Raw genomic sequence first — 14676 nt, 5'->3', positions numbered from 1 at the left:
CCTGATACTTTATAGATTATTTCTTGCTGAAAATCTTTGATTTTCTACGCTTTAAAAAACAACACATTATTTATTTTTCTTTGCGCCTTTGCATTTTTCTAACCTAGCAAAATTTTATTTATTTCCCACAGATTACACAGATGCCACAGATTTTTTGGCTTGTTGAAGTTTTAAAATTTGTGAGAACGATCCCAATCTTTAAATTTTTAAATAATTAAATCTTTTAATTAATTATCAGCATCAATCAAAACAGCCAGCTGAATACAAGGTTCATCAGTACGGTTGCTCCATGCATGATTGGTGCCTCTTTGTATGACGATATCTCCCGGTTTCAGAAGCGTTTCTCCTTCTTCCATGATGAGATAGAGCTCACCGGAAAGGATAATAATGTAATCCAGTGTTGGTGTTTGATGCATCATTGGGTGAGGTTCGTTCTTTTTCCATTCTACTCCTAGATCTTTATCCGGAGGGATTACTACATATCGGAAATAAGTGCCGTTTTTGGGAGTTTGAGGAAATCCGGTATTGGGAATTTTCGTTTCAAGTTCTAAGCTGGCCGGCATTTTCTGCGTATTCCATACATCTGAAATAATAAGTCCGGGAAAATGTTCCACAGCGTTTTCTACCTGTTGATCTTCAATAATAATCGATTTTCCTTCTTTAATTCCAGTTACGATTCGTCTTGGTATTTTGTTCATAGATTAATGTTTCATAATAAGTTTATACCCTTGGGTCTGATTTTTTTTTAATATAGAATGTGCCTGCAAAACAGTATTCAGAGAAAGGTTTCCTACGAGTTTATGCTGAGGAGGAAGAATTGTTCCGTTTTCAATAAGTCTTTTTATTTCTAGTAAACTGTTTTTATAATACTCATATTTTTTTATCATTCCATAGGTATAATTGGAGATATTCATGATCAAAGTTCCCTTGTTGAACAGCATTTCATGAGCATCTTTAGTGACTAAAGCGGTCACATCCACATAAGTTGCATTAATTTTTAAAACTTCAGCTGTCACTTCAGACATAGAGTTTCCAACCAGATCAATTCCAAATTCAAAAGGCTGATCGTTATTGGCTTTTAAAATGTTTTCAATAAGATTTTCCTCTCTGTAATTAATGATTTGATGATCTTTCAGACCTAATTTGATAAGCATCTGCCTGTTTTCTTCATTGCCAACGGTCGCAATAACCTGTCGGATATTATGTGCCAGTAAAAGTTTAATCAGAAATGAACCCACACCTCCGGCTGCACCTGTCACAAGGACAGTATTTTTCGGATTTAATTGTAAGCGTTTAAAGATCTGCGAAGAAGTAAGCCCTGCGGAAGGAATAGCAGCTGCCTGTTCAAACGAAATATTTTCAGGTTTCAAAGAAACAATAGCTTCCGGAACAGCAATATATTCAGCGTAAGTACCGTTGCTTCCCATAGAGCCGCTGCCACAATATACTTCATCACCAATATTGAATTCTGTAACTTCGGAACCTTTATCTGTTACAATTCCGGACAATTCTCTTCCTAATATCGGGGAACTGATCAGTTTCCGTTCCAATTCATTTTCCAGCATCTGATAATCGATGGGGTTGAAACCACTTGCTTTAATCTGGATTAAAACTTCATTGCTTTTAGGTTTGGGCTGTTCTGTAAATCCGTCCTCCAGTTTTCCGTTTTTATTTAAAATAAGTGCTTTCATATGTTTTTATTTGATACACAAATGTAAAGAGGGAATAGTTTATATTTGCTACTAGTTAACTAATGGTAACTAGTTACCTTGATGAAACTATTATGGCAAAAATCATAGAAAACGGCATCGAAAGAGAAGCAAGCTGTACAGAAGAATTGTTCGCGATGCGGGACAGTCTGGATGTGTTAGGAGGAAAATGGAAACTGATGATTTTACGGTATCTGACCAACAGGCCGGATCAGATGATTCATTTTAAAAAACTGGAACGAAGTATTGAAGGAATCTCTGCTAAAATGCTGAGCAAAGAATTAAAAGAACTGGAAACAAACCTTTTGATTACAAGAACCATTCAGGATACAAAACCGATTACCGTAACGTATGCGGTAACTGAATATGGAAAGTCTGTTTTTCCGGTGACGGAAACATTGGTAAACTGGGGGATTCTTCATCGAGAGAAGATCAAGGAATCAATGGGGTAGTTATGAGATATTGGAAAACGCAAAGACGCTAAGTTTTTTTTTCTTATGTTGTAAGGCGCAAGGATTTTATCTCCGATAAAATTGAATGCTGTTTATTTATTTTATAAAACCTTTGCTGAAAATCTTTGATTTTCTTGCGCCTTACAGCAGTATATTATTAAATTTCTTTGCGCCTTTGATATTGCTTCATCGGGAAAAGATCAAGGAATCTATGAATACTTCTGAGCTATAGATCACAATAAAAAATCCTCAGACCCATATAGAGTTGAGGATTTTGAATATAACCAAATTGTTTATTAATTTTTATCTAACCATAAATTTACCAGTTCAGAGTGATCTTCCACCCATTGTTTAGCGGTAGCTTCTTTATTTTTACTCTGTTCCATTTTCATTAAAAGATCAGACATATTTTCATCATCAAAATGAAGTCTGGAAAAGAACCTGGCAAGCTCCGGATGATCCTTCACAAAACTTTTTCTGGAATAGGTTTTAATCTGCTCTGCTTCACCAAATATCTTTTTAGGATCATCAAGAAATTTAAGTTTCATTTTGCCGAACATCCAGTGAGGCTGCCATCCGGTTACTACAATCCATTGTTTACGTTGTATGGCGTTTTGCAATTCGGTGATCATGGCAATGGTAGAGGAGTTGATCTGTTGATAATCCAGCTTATAATCAATAATAGTTTTATCCGTTCCGGTTGTTAATCCAGCTCCTTTTTCAATTCCAATAATTTTGTGATTGAACTGATCTTTATGCTGATTGAGTTCTTCAATGGAATTAACAGGGACGTATTCCGGAACTACTAATCCTATACGGCCATTGTTGTAATTGGTGCCAATATGGGTTAATCCCGGGAATTTTGCCAGTTTTTTAGCATGTGTATAAGGAAGCCAGACACCCATGAAAAGATCTGTATCTTCATTATTCATTGAAGCCATAATCATATCGGTAGACGCTTTTTGAATTATAACATGGTAACCCTGTTTATCCAGAATGGCTTTGGCAACATGCGTCATGGCAACATCTTCTGCCCAGCCATCTACCATTCCTATGGTGATGTATTTGGAGTTTTTTATATTTTCACACGAATTTAATGCTGCAAATACTAACATTAAAACGGGAAAAAACAGATATTTTAATTGTTTCATCTTATTGCTTTTTCTTTACAAATCCCTGAGTAATACGGTCGAGGATAATGGCTAAAATCACTACAGATAAACCACTTTCAAATCCTAATCCGATATCCAGATTATTAATTCCTTCCAATACTTTCTCCCCTAAACCTCCTGCGGCAATCATCCCTGCGATAACCACCATGGATAATGATAAAAGTATGGTTTGATTGATCCCTGTTAAAATAGTTTTCATGGCTAAAGGAAGCTCTACCTTGAACAGGATCTGACGATTGGTAGCTCCAAAAGCTCTGGCCGCTTCTACAATATCTTTCGGAACGGCTTCAATTCCCAATGTGGTTAATCGAACCGCAGGCGGCATGGCAAAAATGATGGTTGCAAAAGCTCCCGGAACTTTACCGATACTGAAAAACAGGACGGCAGGAATCAGGTAAACAAATGCCGGCATGGTCTGCATCAAATCCAGTAAAGGACGAATGATTTTGTCTGCTATTGTGCTTTTAGCCGCTAAAATTCCCAAAGGAATAGAAAGAATAAGAGCTGTAATGGTGGAAACAAAAATAAGGGCCAGTGTTTCCATGGTTTCTTTCCATAATCCCATTAAAAATATTAAACTTAATCCGGCAGCCGTTACCACAGCAATTCCTTTTCCTGCCTTCCATAATGCCAGCAGGGTAAAGAAGAGAATGATAACATAAAAGGGGGTATGCACCAAAACCCATTCAATCCCCATAATAGAGGCGTTTCCTAAGTGTTTTATGACATCAAATACAGGTTTTCCATTTTCTGTGAGCCAATTGATAGCAGTTTCTACATATTGACCTATATCTATAGTTTTATTCATCTTATTGATTGTTTGCGATTTCTTTTAATTCAATGATTTCTTCTTCGTTAAACTTGGTCGCTTCTATAATGAGAGATAGCTGGGTAACAAGACCTAAAAATTTATTGTCTTCATCAATTACTGCGATGGCTGATTTACTTCCGGAAATCAATGGCAGCATTTCTTCTACAGTTACCTCTGGATAAACTGAAGGAACATTGCTGTTGATAATGGATTCCACTGTAGGTTCTTTCTTTTTTGCAATTCGGACAACGTCATTAAGCGTTACAAACCCCAGAAATTTATTCTGAAAATCTACAACAGGTAAGTTTTCCAGTCCTGTGGCTCTCATTTTTCTTAAAGCTCCTTCAGGACCGTCTTTTCTGAAACGTACCACTGTAGCTTTGTCGAACATTAAAGATCTGGCTGTAATAATTGTTTTACGGTCTACTTTCTCTACAAAGGCTTTTACATAATCACTTGCAGGATTGGTTAAGATCTCTTCAGCTGTTCCTATCTGTTCTATGACCCCATCTTTCATAATGACGATACGGTCTCCAATTTTAATGGCTTCGTCCAAATCATGGGTAATAAAGACAATGGTTTTTTGTAATGTATTCTGCAGTTCAAGCATCTGATCCTGCATTTCAGATTTGATCAATGGATCCAGTGCGGAGAAGGCTTCATCCATAAGCAGTACTTCCGGGTCATTAGCCAAAGCTCTTGCCAATCCTACTCTCTGCTGCATTCCTCCGGAAAGCTGGGAAGGATACTGGTTCTCAAAACCATTCAATCCTACAATATCCAGGGCTTTCTGTGCTTTTTTATCACGGGAAGCTTTGTCTTCTCCTCTAATTTCCAGGCCGAAACCTGCATTGTCTAAAATGGTATGATGGGGAAGTAATCCGAATTTCTGAAATACCATACTCATTTCTGTTCTTCTTACTTCCAGCAGTTGTTTATTGTTTTTACCGGTAATATCATCGTCATTGATGTATACTTTTCCGGAAGTGGGTTCGTTCAGTCTGTTGAGGCAACGAAGCAGAGTAGATTTTCCACTTCCTGAAAGTCCCATGATGACAAAAAATTCTCCTTCATAGATTTCAAAACTGGCTTTGTTGATTCCGATGGTACAGCCTGTTTTTTCAAGAATTTCCTTTTTGGAAAAACCTTTGTCCAGAAGTTCCTGTGCCTTTTCTTTGTTTTTACCAAAGATGATGGTCAGGTCTTCCACTTTAAGTTTTACTTTTCGAGTGTTTTCATTTTTTTCCATATTCAGAATTTTTCAATTAATAATTTGATATAAATAATTGTACACCAATTCATTATATACATTTAGCATTTGTTGTTCTGCTGATGACGATAGGATAAAATAATTTGCTAAGGCTTTAGTGATAAAAGCTTTAAACAAAAAAATAACAGCATAAAGACCACCTGGCCTTATGTTTATTTTAAATATTTCAATAGATTATACTCTAGAAAAAGAGTGTATCATGTAAAAGGAAGTTAATCTTTTACATAGATTCTACAATTAAATTACTGATGAGGTAATTACAGATATGTGTACTGAACAACTTGAATGGCTACATTTCATCAAAATGCTTGCCAGCATCAAAAAACTGTATATCAATTTTTTATGACGCTGCAAATTTACGAATTTTATATTAAATGAGTTTTTTAGGCTGTAATATGTTGATTTTCAGTATTGTTTTAAAGTTGTGTTTCACAGGGATTTCTTCTCTTATCATTCTAGTTAAGAGAATATTGATGTGAAAAGAAACTTTGACGATATTACCCGTAAGACTATTTCAATAAAACGGCAATAATGGCAAGGATAGCGGGTAAAGCCTGAACGAAGAATATTTTTTTAGTAGCTGAAATTGCTCCATAGATTCCTGCTACGGCTACACATCCTAAAAAGAACAGCGCCACATTGGTTTGCCATTGCGGATCTTTAATCAAAAATGACCAGATCAGTCCGGCTGCCAGAAAGCCATTGTAAAGTCCCTGATTGGCTGCTAATCCTTTGGTAGGTTTAAACATTTCCGTAGGTAAAGCTGCTTTGAAAACTTCCTTTCCTTTGGTTTCCCAGGCAAACATTTCCATCCAAAGAATATAAATATGTTCCAGTGCAACGATTGCGATCAGAATTTTAGCAACGATTTCCATAATAAATATTTTCTCATTGTAAAACTAAAAAAATAAAGTTAAGTTTGAGTATTAATTTATAAGATGGACTCATTCAAATCGCATTTAAATAAATTTATTACCATAACCGATGAGGAATTTGTTTCCATCATGTCTTTTTTTCAGGTTCTTGATGTGAAAAAGAAACAAAATCTGGTGCTGGAAGGAGAGGTTTGCCGAACGATGTATTTTGTGTTGAAAGGATGTTTAAGAAAGTTCTTCATCAACGAAAAAGGAGTGGAGCAAACTACCGAGTTTGCCATTGAAAACTGGTGGATTACAGATACATTTGCTTACGAAAGACAAATACAGACAGATTTTTCAATACAGGCAGTAGAGCATTCTTCTATTCTGGTAATTGATCTGGAGCGTCAGGAAGATTTATTAAAAAAACATCCTGTGATGGAAAGGTATTTCCGGATGGTCTATCAAAGGGCATATGCTGCTTCGGAACGGAGAATCCGTTATTTGTATGAGATGTCCAGAGAAGAACTTTATATGCATTTCAGTACTTTATATCCGTGGTTTATCCAAAGAATTCCTCAATACCTGATTGCTTCCTTTCTGAATCTTACTCCGGAATATCTGAGCGAAATCAGGGCAAAATTACGATCTTAAACCAGTTTAAGATTTTTACGAATAAGAAACCGGAAATTTGTCATGTAATTAAAAGCTAATGCAATGACAGATCATAAAAATCAATTTCCGCAACTCTTTTTAAGGCTGGCTCTTGCCGTTACGATGCTTTCTGCAGTGGCAGACCGATTCGGATTATGGAGCAAAGAAAATTCGTCATGGGGAAACATGGAGAGTTTTAAAGAATATACAAGACAGCTGACCTATTTCCTTCCGGAAGCTTTGAGCACAGTCTCAGCATATGCTGCAACGGTATTAGAAATTCTTTTCCCTTTAATGCTGGTTTTAGGTTTTAAAACAAAAATGGCAGCGTACGGAAGCAGTATTTTACTCTTGATTTTTGCGATATCAATGACCATTGCATCAGGACCAAAAGCTCCGCTTAACTATTCCGTGTGGGTAGGAAGTGCAGCCGCACTTTTATTGGCAGTACAACAACATTATTCTTTAAGTATAGATCAATTAACCAAAAAATAATAATATTATGAGCGCAAGATTGAATATTGCAACAGTAGATTCAGCAGCTTACAAAGCGATGATGGGATTAGAAGGATATTTACAAACTACTTCTTTAACCCATATTCAGAAGGAATTAATTAAAATCAGAGCTTCACAGATCAATAAATGTGCTTTCTGCCTTGATATGCATACAAAGGATGCTATCAAATATGGTGAAACGCCTCAGAGAATTTTTATTCTGAACGGATGGACGGAAGCCAGAGAATTTTTCACAGAAGAAGAACAGGTACTTTTAACAATGACTGAGGAAATTACTTTGATCAGCCATCAAGGGCTTACTGAAGAAACTTTCCAAAAAGCAAAGTCATTTTTTGATGATAACCAGATTGCTCAGATCATTATGGCTATCGTAACGATCAATGCATGGAACAGAATTGCAGTAAGTACTCATCTTCCGATTGCAAAATAGTGAAGTCTGGAAGCGGGGAGATGGAAGATGGATGTTAATGAAGACTGCATCATCTACGGATGTTTACTTTATTTAAAAAAACGGCCTTTCAAATTTTGAAAGGCCGTTTTGATGCAATATGCAAAGTGACAGTGTAATACGGTTTGGGTATTAATTCTAAAAATAAATCTAAGGTTCATTTTATTTTTTAAACGGAATTACCTTGTCTCTTTGTTTCTCGGATATAAAAGTTGTTTTAATTTTACCCAACCACAAAAGTCACAAAAGGTTTCATTTTAAAACACTTGAGTTCACTTAAGTACGTGTAAAATGATACCGCAGAAAAGTTCACACAAGATGAAAATCAAAGATTTTCACAAAACTTAGGTGTACTTATTACGCATAAGGCGTAGTTCTGAAAAAACTTAAGTGTTTAAAACTTTTGTGCCTTTTGTGGTTAAAATAATTAATATAAAAGTTTAAACAACCTCATATTGTAAGTAGTTGATTTAATAAATCGCTACAGGGTTTACATTCACCTGAGTAGAACCTACATATAAAGGCTGCCCGAGTACGAATAAAAATTCCCAGATTTTTTGTTTAACTAATGGACGGCTGTCAATCAGTTCCAGATTATAGATTCCTTTTTTAGCCAGCATAAACTGATTGATAGGGAATTCTTCTTTATTTTTTGGGTTGGGATAAACTTCGGACGCCCAGGTATCACCGCCAAAAGCAACAATTCCCTGATCGGCAAGCCATTTTGCGGCATCCATTCCGATTCCCGGTTCTGTTTCAAGAAATTGCTGGTTATTTTTACCAATCAATTCAAGCCATCCGGTATTAAAAAGAACGATATCACCTTTTCGTAGGGTAAGCTTCTGTTTCTTTAAAACGGATTGGATATCTTCTACGGTAAATTCTGTTCCTCCCGGCACAATAGATTTTCCATAATGAGCCGTCATGTCAAGAACTACACCGCGGGTAACGAATGGAGGTAATTTTTCAACACCCAGTTTTTTTACCCCTTCTACGGTTACAAAGTCTGTGGCTTTATTTCCATTGTAGTACATGTTATCAATTCCGATATGTCCGATACCGTTCAGCTGTGTTCCTACTCCGGTCCATCCGTTGACCAATTCGTCATTGAAGGTGAATTTATTGGGACCTATGCTTTTTCCGGCCTGTTCTCCGGGCTGAATATTGTATAAATTGAAGCTTCTGTGTCTGAAAGCGGGAAGGTTTTTATCAATAGGAACGGCAAGGGCTAATGTTTTACCTTGTTTTACTAAACCAAGGGCTTGTTTTACCACTTCAGGAGTCAGTAGATTGGCCGCTCCGATTTCGTCTTTTGCTCCATAAGCAGACGGATACCATGACTGGTCTTCCGGATTAACAAGGGTTTGAGCTTTTAAAGCAACGCTGCTAATAGTCAACAGAGTTGCTAACCCGAACATTTTGATCAGATTATTTTTCATTTTTTGTAAGGTTTGGGGGTTAAGGGAGGGAAGCTGGAAGCTGGGGGAGGGAAGTTTTATTAGTATATTGATAAGTAGTAGATTTCTATTGCACTATTTTGTAGGTAACAAAGAGATTCCTCCTTCGTCGGAATGACAATTGAAGTTAATTGTAAACCAATCTATTTATTATCCGGCATCAATAACTTCCAGCCTCCTTCTTCCAGCTTCCAGCCCTATTAAATTTGGCTCAACGCTGAATTGATAATGTTCAATTCTTCCTGTGAAAGGTCAATCGACATTGCTTTTGCATTCTCAATAGCTTGCTGTGCATTTCTTGCGCCTGCCAGTACCACTGTAATAGCGGGTTGCAGAGTAGTCCATCTTAATACCAATTGAGAAAGGCTGGCTCCTTTTTCCTGAGCGATAGGTTCAATTTTTTCTAAGAAAGTTTTCACTTTATTCAAATCAAACTGAGAGAAATATCCGTTTCTGTGGTCGTTATCCTTCAATTGAGTTTCTTTGAAATATTTACCGGTCAAAAGACCTCTTTCCATTGGGCTGTACACGATAATTCCGGTATTGTTTTCTAAAGAATAAGGAACAAGATCGTTTTCAATAGCACGGTTCAGCATGCTGTAAGAAACCTGGTTGCTGGCAAGCTGTAAAGTTCTGTTAGCTTCTTCCATTTGAGCTACGCTATAGTTGCTTACTCCTGCAGTACGGATTTTTCCCTGCTGGATTAAAAGCTCCATGGCTTCCATGGTTTCGGAGGTAGGAGTTGTACTATCCGGCCAGTGAAGCTGTAAAAGATCAATATAATCCGTTCCTAATCTTTGTAAGCTCTCTTCAACTTCTTTGATGATATTTTCTTTAGAAGCTAATTTATAAACGGGAATCGTTTTCCCTTCATCTTCTGCATCGAAGAAAAATTCTCCTTTTCCATTGTTACTTCCATCCCATACCAATCCGAATTTTGTTAAAAGCTGGATTTTTGAACGGTCTTTTCCTTTGATTGCTTCACCAATCATTTCCTCGCTTAATCCGAAACCATAGAAAGGTGCCGTGTCAATAGAAGTTACGCCATGATCCAATGATGCGTGAATAGAATTGATAGAATCCTGCTTTTCATTACCGCCCCACATGTTTCCACCAATAGCAAAAGCACCGTGTGTGATGGTTGATAATTCTAAATCGGTATTTCCTAATTTTCTATATTCCATTTTGTTTGTTTTAAAATTGATTGTTATATGTTAAACCACCCCGTCAAAAATTCTTTGAATTTTCGCCACCCCTCCGGAGGAGGGGAATTCCCGCCGTTTCAATAGTGACACTTTTAAGAGCTTTTTCGGATTTAAAAGAACTTAAGTGTTCTTCTCTGTATTCTGAATAACAACTTTTTTTATTTAAGTGTCTGAAAAATATTGTGACTTTTGTGGTTAAAAATTGTCTGTTATTTCTTTAATTCTTTTAAGATAGCTTCTCCAACGCTCTTTGCAGATTGTGGATTCTGTCCTGTAATAACTCTTTGATCTGCCACTACATGATTCTGCCAAAGCCCTGATTTTTCAAATTTTGCTCCTCTTTCTTTCAGTTTATCTTCCAGTAAGAAAGGAACAACGTTGGTTAATTTTACTTCAGATTCTTCTTCATTGGTAAAAGCATTGATTTTCTTTCCGTCTACAAGATATTTCCCATTATTCAGTTTGATATTTACAAGCCCTGCAGGACCATGACAAACCCCTGCTACAATACCTCCGTTTTCATAAATTTTTGAAGCGATATCTGCCAGTTCTTTATTGTCTGCAAAATCCCACATCGCTCCGTGTCCTCCTGCATAAAACACCGTTGAATAGTCTTTTGGATTCACCTGAGATGGAGTCATAGAATGATCAATCTTGTTTTTGTATTCTTTGTTTTCCCAAAACTCCTTGTTTACAGGATCTTTCAAATCAAATCCGTCTACTGGAGGAGTTCCTCCTTTTGGACTTACAAAATCAATTTCATATCCTGCTTTATGAAGAACTTCCCATGGATGAGAAACCTCCCCAAGATAATATCCTGTATCTTCACCGGTACTTCCTTTTTTATCATGGCTGGTTACGACAAATAAAATTTTCTTTTTCATATTTTTTGATTTTTTGGTTTGGGCCTGAACGAATCCTATGGTAAGGATTGCCAGTACTAACAGCGCTAATTTTTTCATGGTTAAATACTATTTGTAAGATAAATCTGTGGCTTCTCCTGAAGTTTTTCGTCTACCAAAGCTCCGAAAGCCTGGATGTAAGGCTGCTGATTATGCTGAGCCAGTCCTTCTTCATTTTTCCAGATTTCATAGAAAACGAATTCATTTTTGTCTTCAATTCCCTGATGTAAGCTGTAAAGTTCACAAGCTTCTTCTTTTCTTGTTTCTTTTACCATGTTCTGAAGAACTTCCAATACTTCTGCCTGATGTTCTTCTTTGGCTTTTATAATGGCTGTAAGATGAATTTTCATATTAAATAAAATTTTCAATTGAGTTATAGATAGGTTTCCAATCCAGTTCTGTTCTGGCTTTATCGGAACTACATCTGCTGTTAGATGCAAAGCCGAAATAACCTCCTGCAGGACCGAATTTATTAACAGCATCCTGTATGCTTAATGATTTTGTAGGTTTAAGATTGTACTTTTTACTGATGTTTTCTGCAATATTTTTTATGGATGACGAACCATTTTCAGCATAATAAATGGAACCTCCTTTTGCTTTTTCCAATGCGAGTACATATAAATCTGCCAAATCTTCAATATGTAAATTAGACCAGATATTTTCCCCTTCTTCAAAGTAAACGCCATGTCCTTTTTCCTGAGAAAAATTAACGAGAGCCGGGATCTGAATACTGTCTTTTTTAATGCCTAAGCCTTTACCATAAACCATTGTAGGAACAATAACGATACTTCTTATATCTTTTTGTACAGATTGCAGTACATAATTGTTGATCAGTACTCTTGATGCCATTTCCAATCTCGGAGTTAATGGAAAGTCTTCCGTATAAACGAAATTACTTCTTTTACCATTTTCTTTACCACCGAAAATAGCTGAACCTGAAGTGAATATAAAAGTTTTATGACTTCCTTCCAGTGCCTTGATCAAGTTGTCTGCAGCATAGGCATCATCTGCGGAATCGGCATTATGGATGACTGCATCCACATCAGCAACAGCCGTTTTTATAAGGTCTTCATTATGGATATCTCCCACAATAGCCTTGATTCCCAATGATTCCAGTTCCTGTAAATGCGCTTCATTACGCACCAGCCCTGTTACTTCATAATTTTTGTCCAGCAGTTTTTTTGCGATAGTTCCGCCAATGTAGCCGGTAATTCCTGTGATCAGTACTTTTTTCATGATACTAGTTCTGGTTTTAATTCTTTTTCAAAAACAGTTTTCACATGGTCTCTGTAGCGTTTCATATCACGTTCTACATTGGCATTTTTCTCTACATCATGAAAGTGGAAACTTTCCATTTTTTCTAAAGATACAAAAGCATTCATTCTGTGGAAACCAAATAAAGGACCTTCATCTACACTTTTTTCACTGAAAAATTCTCCGGGAAGCGTAAAGGCTGTTGCAGGAGCATTCCAGCTTGTAGTCAGCATATACTTTCTGTCACCAAGCATTCCTCCTGTACCGTAATTGATCTCCGGATTTTCAGCATTTCTTCCGTCACTCATATAAATTCCTTTGGCATGACCTGCTGTGAAAACTTCGTCAATGTATTTTTTCAATCCGTTGGGAAGCTGAAACCACCAGATAGGCGTATGGTAAATGATGTAATCTGCCCACACAAACTTTTCTACTTCTTCATTTTTATCATAATTTTCGCTTACATTGGTGATCTTTACTTCTACGTTACCCAATTCTTTAAGAACTGCTAGTGTATTTTCTGTAATAGTCTGATTATATTTTCCTCCGGAATGTCCGAAATTCTGTCCTCCGTTGATGATTAGTACTTTTTTCATTTTTTTATGATTGTTTAAATTTTACTCTGCAAAGTTAGAACGGATGTTTGTATAATAAAAATAATATAAATTATAGGAAAGTATTATTTAAATTATAGTTGTTGATTCAAGGTTTTGGAGATAAAGTTGAAGATCGAGAGTGAATGGTGAATAGTCAATAGTCAATCCGCTTCGCTTGTGAATTTTTATGAGTATACCGATTCATCATTGACTTTACGCAGCAAAAATTGACTATTGATGGTACTAATGGTGAATGGTGAATAGTCAATCCGCTTCGCTTGTGAATTTTTGTAAGTATGCCGATTCACCATTGACTTTGCTCAGCAAAAATTGACTATTGACAGCATTAATGGTGAATAGTCAATCCGCTTCGCTTGTGAATTTTTGTGAGTATCCGATTCATCATTGACTTTGCTCAGCAAAAATTGACTATTGACAGCATTAATTGTGAATAGTCAATCCGCTTCGCTTGTGAATTTTTATGAGTATACCGATTCATCATTGACTTTGCGCAGCAAAAATTGAGTATTGACGGCACTAATGGTAAAATGTCATATCATATTTGAACTGAAATTCCTGTCTGTCGTGTAAATTTGTCTAACAAATTGAAGGACAATGATACAGATAGCCGTTTTTAGTGATGTGCATGGAAATCTTCCTGCATTAGAAGTTGTACTGAATGATATTGAGCAGAGGGGAATCCGGCAGAAATTCTGTTTGGGGGACCTGGTGGATTTTGCACCCTGGGGAAATGAAGTGATTGAGAAGATTAGAAGTTTAAACATTCCCTGTCTGATGGGAAATCACGATGAAAGGATTGCTTTTGATATTCCTGTAGTTCCTTTGTCCAAGCATTCTGAAGAAGAAACCAATGCCAGATTTGTTGCGATAGATCACTCTAAAAAACACATTTCAAAACCGAATAAAAAATTTCTTACTGAGCTTCCTTTTCATTTAAAATTAAACTATAAAACAGGGAATAAGCACTGGAATATTCAATTGGTTCATTCCAGTCTTGAAAGCAATGACACTTACTTATACGAATCAGAAAATGATAAGGTTTTTAGGGCAATGCTGGAAAGGGCAGATGCTGATCTGATGGTAATGGGACATACTCATTTATCTTTTAAAAAACAGTTTGAAAATGATACCTGGGCTGTCAATTGTGGTTCCGTAGGCCGTTCTAAAGAAGAAAACAGATTGGCTTCCTATTTAGTATTGACTTTAGATGAAGAAAAAATTACCCCGGAAATTGTCCAATTATCCTATCCGATTGATGAAACTGTCCGCCAGATAAAGGAAAGCGGGATTCCGGATTATTATGCTTCCTTTCTGAAGAATGAAAATGTATTAATATTATAATTATTTTGTAA

The 14676-nt window shown here is 36.4% G+C and carries 17 protein-coding genes; 5 read left to right on the top strand and 12 right to left on the bottom strand.

What is annotated here, in order from left to right:
* Window positions 1-227 precede the first annotated feature (227 nt).
* Window positions 228-698 carry a cupin domain-containing protein gene (locus tag ACWPWS_RS12145; RefSeq protein WP_454046663.1) on the bottom strand — a complete coding sequence of 157 codons (471 nt, stop codon included), beginning with the start codon at window positions 696-698 and terminating at the stop codon, window positions 228-230.
* 3 nt (window positions 699-701) lie between these two features.
* Window positions 702-1691 carry an NADP-dependent oxidoreductase gene (locus ACWPWS_RS12140; RefSeq protein WP_454046662.1) on the bottom strand — a complete coding sequence of 330 codons (990 nt, stop codon included), beginning with the start codon at window positions 1689-1691 and terminating at the stop codon, window positions 702-704.
* Window positions 1692-1783: 92 nt separating this feature from the next.
* On the opposite strand from ACWPWS_RS12140, the gene ACWPWS_RS12135 reads away from it, so the two are divergent.
* The gene (locus tag ACWPWS_RS12135; RefSeq protein ID WP_105684557.1) at window positions 1784-2161 is read left to right on the top strand and encodes a winged helix-turn-helix transcriptional regulator; all 378 of its coding nucleotides are present in this window, start codon (window positions 1784-1786) and stop codon (window positions 2159-2161) included.
* A 296-nt stretch (window positions 2162-2457) separates the two neighbouring features.
* Here the strand turns inward: ACWPWS_RS12135 and ACWPWS_RS12130 are convergent, their stop codons facing one another.
* From ACWPWS_RS12130 to ACWPWS_RS12115, 4 genes are all read right to left on the bottom strand, one after another.
* On the bottom strand, window positions 2458-3312 hold the full coding sequence (locus tag ACWPWS_RS12130) for a glycine betaine ABC transporter substrate-binding protein (protein WP_454046661.1): 855 nt from the start codon (window positions 3310-3312) through the stop codon (window positions 2458-2460).
* Window position 3313: 1 nt separating this feature from the next.
* Window positions 3314-4141 carry an ABC transporter permease gene (locus ACWPWS_RS12125; RefSeq protein ID WP_454046660.1) on the bottom strand — a complete coding sequence of 276 codons (828 nt, stop codon included), beginning with the start codon at window positions 4139-4141 and terminating at the stop codon, window positions 3314-3316.
* Between the two features lies 1 nt (window position 4142).
* On the bottom strand, window positions 4143-5393 hold the full coding sequence (locus tag ACWPWS_RS12120) for a quaternary amine ABC transporter ATP-binding protein (protein ID WP_454046659.1): 1251 nt from the start codon (window positions 5391-5393) through the stop codon (window positions 4143-4145).
* A 530-nt stretch (window positions 5394-5923) separates the two neighbouring features.
* Complete coding sequence (locus ACWPWS_RS12115) at window positions 5924-6289, bottom strand: DUF1304 domain-containing protein (RefSeq protein WP_454046658.1); 366 nt, start codon at window positions 6287-6289, stop codon at window positions 5924-5926.
* 63 nt (window positions 6290-6352) lie between these two features.
* On the opposite strand from ACWPWS_RS12115, the gene ACWPWS_RS12110 reads away from it, so the two are divergent.
* From ACWPWS_RS12110 to ACWPWS_RS12100, 3 genes are all read left to right on the top strand, one after another.
* Complete coding sequence (locus ACWPWS_RS12110) at window positions 6353-6925, top strand: Crp/Fnr family transcriptional regulator (protein WP_105684464.1); 573 nt, start codon at window positions 6353-6355, stop codon at window positions 6923-6925.
* A gap of 63 nt (window positions 6926-6988) precedes the next feature.
* Window positions 6989-7420 (top strand): DoxX family membrane protein, encoded by a 432-nt coding sequence (locus tag ACWPWS_RS12105; RefSeq protein ID WP_454046657.1) that lies wholly within the window; start codon window positions 6989-6991, stop codon window positions 7418-7420.
* Between the two features lie 7 nt (window positions 7421-7427).
* Window positions 7428-7871 carry a carboxymuconolactone decarboxylase family protein gene (locus ACWPWS_RS12100; RefSeq protein WP_105684462.1) on the top strand — a complete coding sequence of 148 codons (444 nt, stop codon included), beginning with the start codon at window positions 7428-7430 and terminating at the stop codon, window positions 7869-7871.
* Between the two features lie 488 nt (window positions 7872-8359).
* Here ACWPWS_RS12100 and ACWPWS_RS12095 read toward each other — a convergent pair whose 3' ends face one another.
* From ACWPWS_RS12095 to ACWPWS_RS12070, 6 genes are all read right to left on the bottom strand, one after another.
* Window positions 8360-9328 (bottom strand): cyclase family protein, encoded by a 969-nt coding sequence (locus ACWPWS_RS12095; protein ID WP_454046656.1) that lies wholly within the window; start codon window positions 9326-9328, stop codon window positions 8360-8362.
* A 218-nt stretch (window positions 9329-9546) separates the two neighbouring features.
* Window positions 9547-10530 carry an aldo/keto reductase gene (locus ACWPWS_RS12090; protein ID WP_454046655.1) on the bottom strand — a complete coding sequence of 328 codons (984 nt, stop codon included), beginning with the start codon at window positions 10528-10530 and terminating at the stop codon, window positions 9547-9549.
* Between the two features lie 230 nt (window positions 10531-10760).
* A complete protein-coding gene (locus ACWPWS_RS12085; RefSeq protein WP_454046654.1) occupies window positions 10761-11513 on the bottom strand; it encodes a type 1 glutamine amidotransferase domain-containing protein in 753 nt (250 codons plus the stop codon).
* A 2-nt stretch (window positions 11514-11515) separates the two neighbouring features.
* The gene (locus ACWPWS_RS12080) at window positions 11516-11803 is read right to left on the bottom strand and encodes a putative quinol monooxygenase (protein ID WP_454046653.1); all 288 of its coding nucleotides are present in this window, start codon (window positions 11801-11803) and stop codon (window positions 11516-11518) included.
* Between the two features lies 1 nt (window position 11804).
* Window positions 11805-12689, bottom strand: a complete 885-nt coding sequence (locus tag ACWPWS_RS12075; protein WP_454046652.1) for an NAD-dependent epimerase/dehydratase family protein — start codon at window positions 12687-12689, stop codon at window positions 11805-11807.
* A complete protein-coding gene (locus ACWPWS_RS12070; RefSeq protein WP_454046651.1) occupies window positions 12686-13303 on the bottom strand; it encodes an NAD(P)H-dependent oxidoreductase in 618 nt (205 codons plus the stop codon). Before ACWPWS_RS12070 ends, ACWPWS_RS12075 begins: the two co-directional genes overlap by 4 nt.
* Window positions 13304-13918: 615 nt before the next feature.
* Between ACWPWS_RS12070 and ACWPWS_RS12065 the strand changes: the two genes are divergently transcribed.
* The gene (locus ACWPWS_RS12065) at window positions 13919-14665 is read left to right on the top strand and encodes a metallophosphoesterase family protein (protein WP_454046650.1); all 747 of its coding nucleotides are present in this window, start codon (window positions 13919-13921) and stop codon (window positions 14663-14665) included.
* Window positions 14666-14676: the final 11 nt, after the last annotated feature.

The organism is Chryseobacterium sp. Marseille-Q8038 (assembly GCF_965111995.1).
The sequence above is the reverse complement of the archived record's forward strand: the minus strand, read 5'-3'. Positions and strand labels throughout refer to the sequence as shown.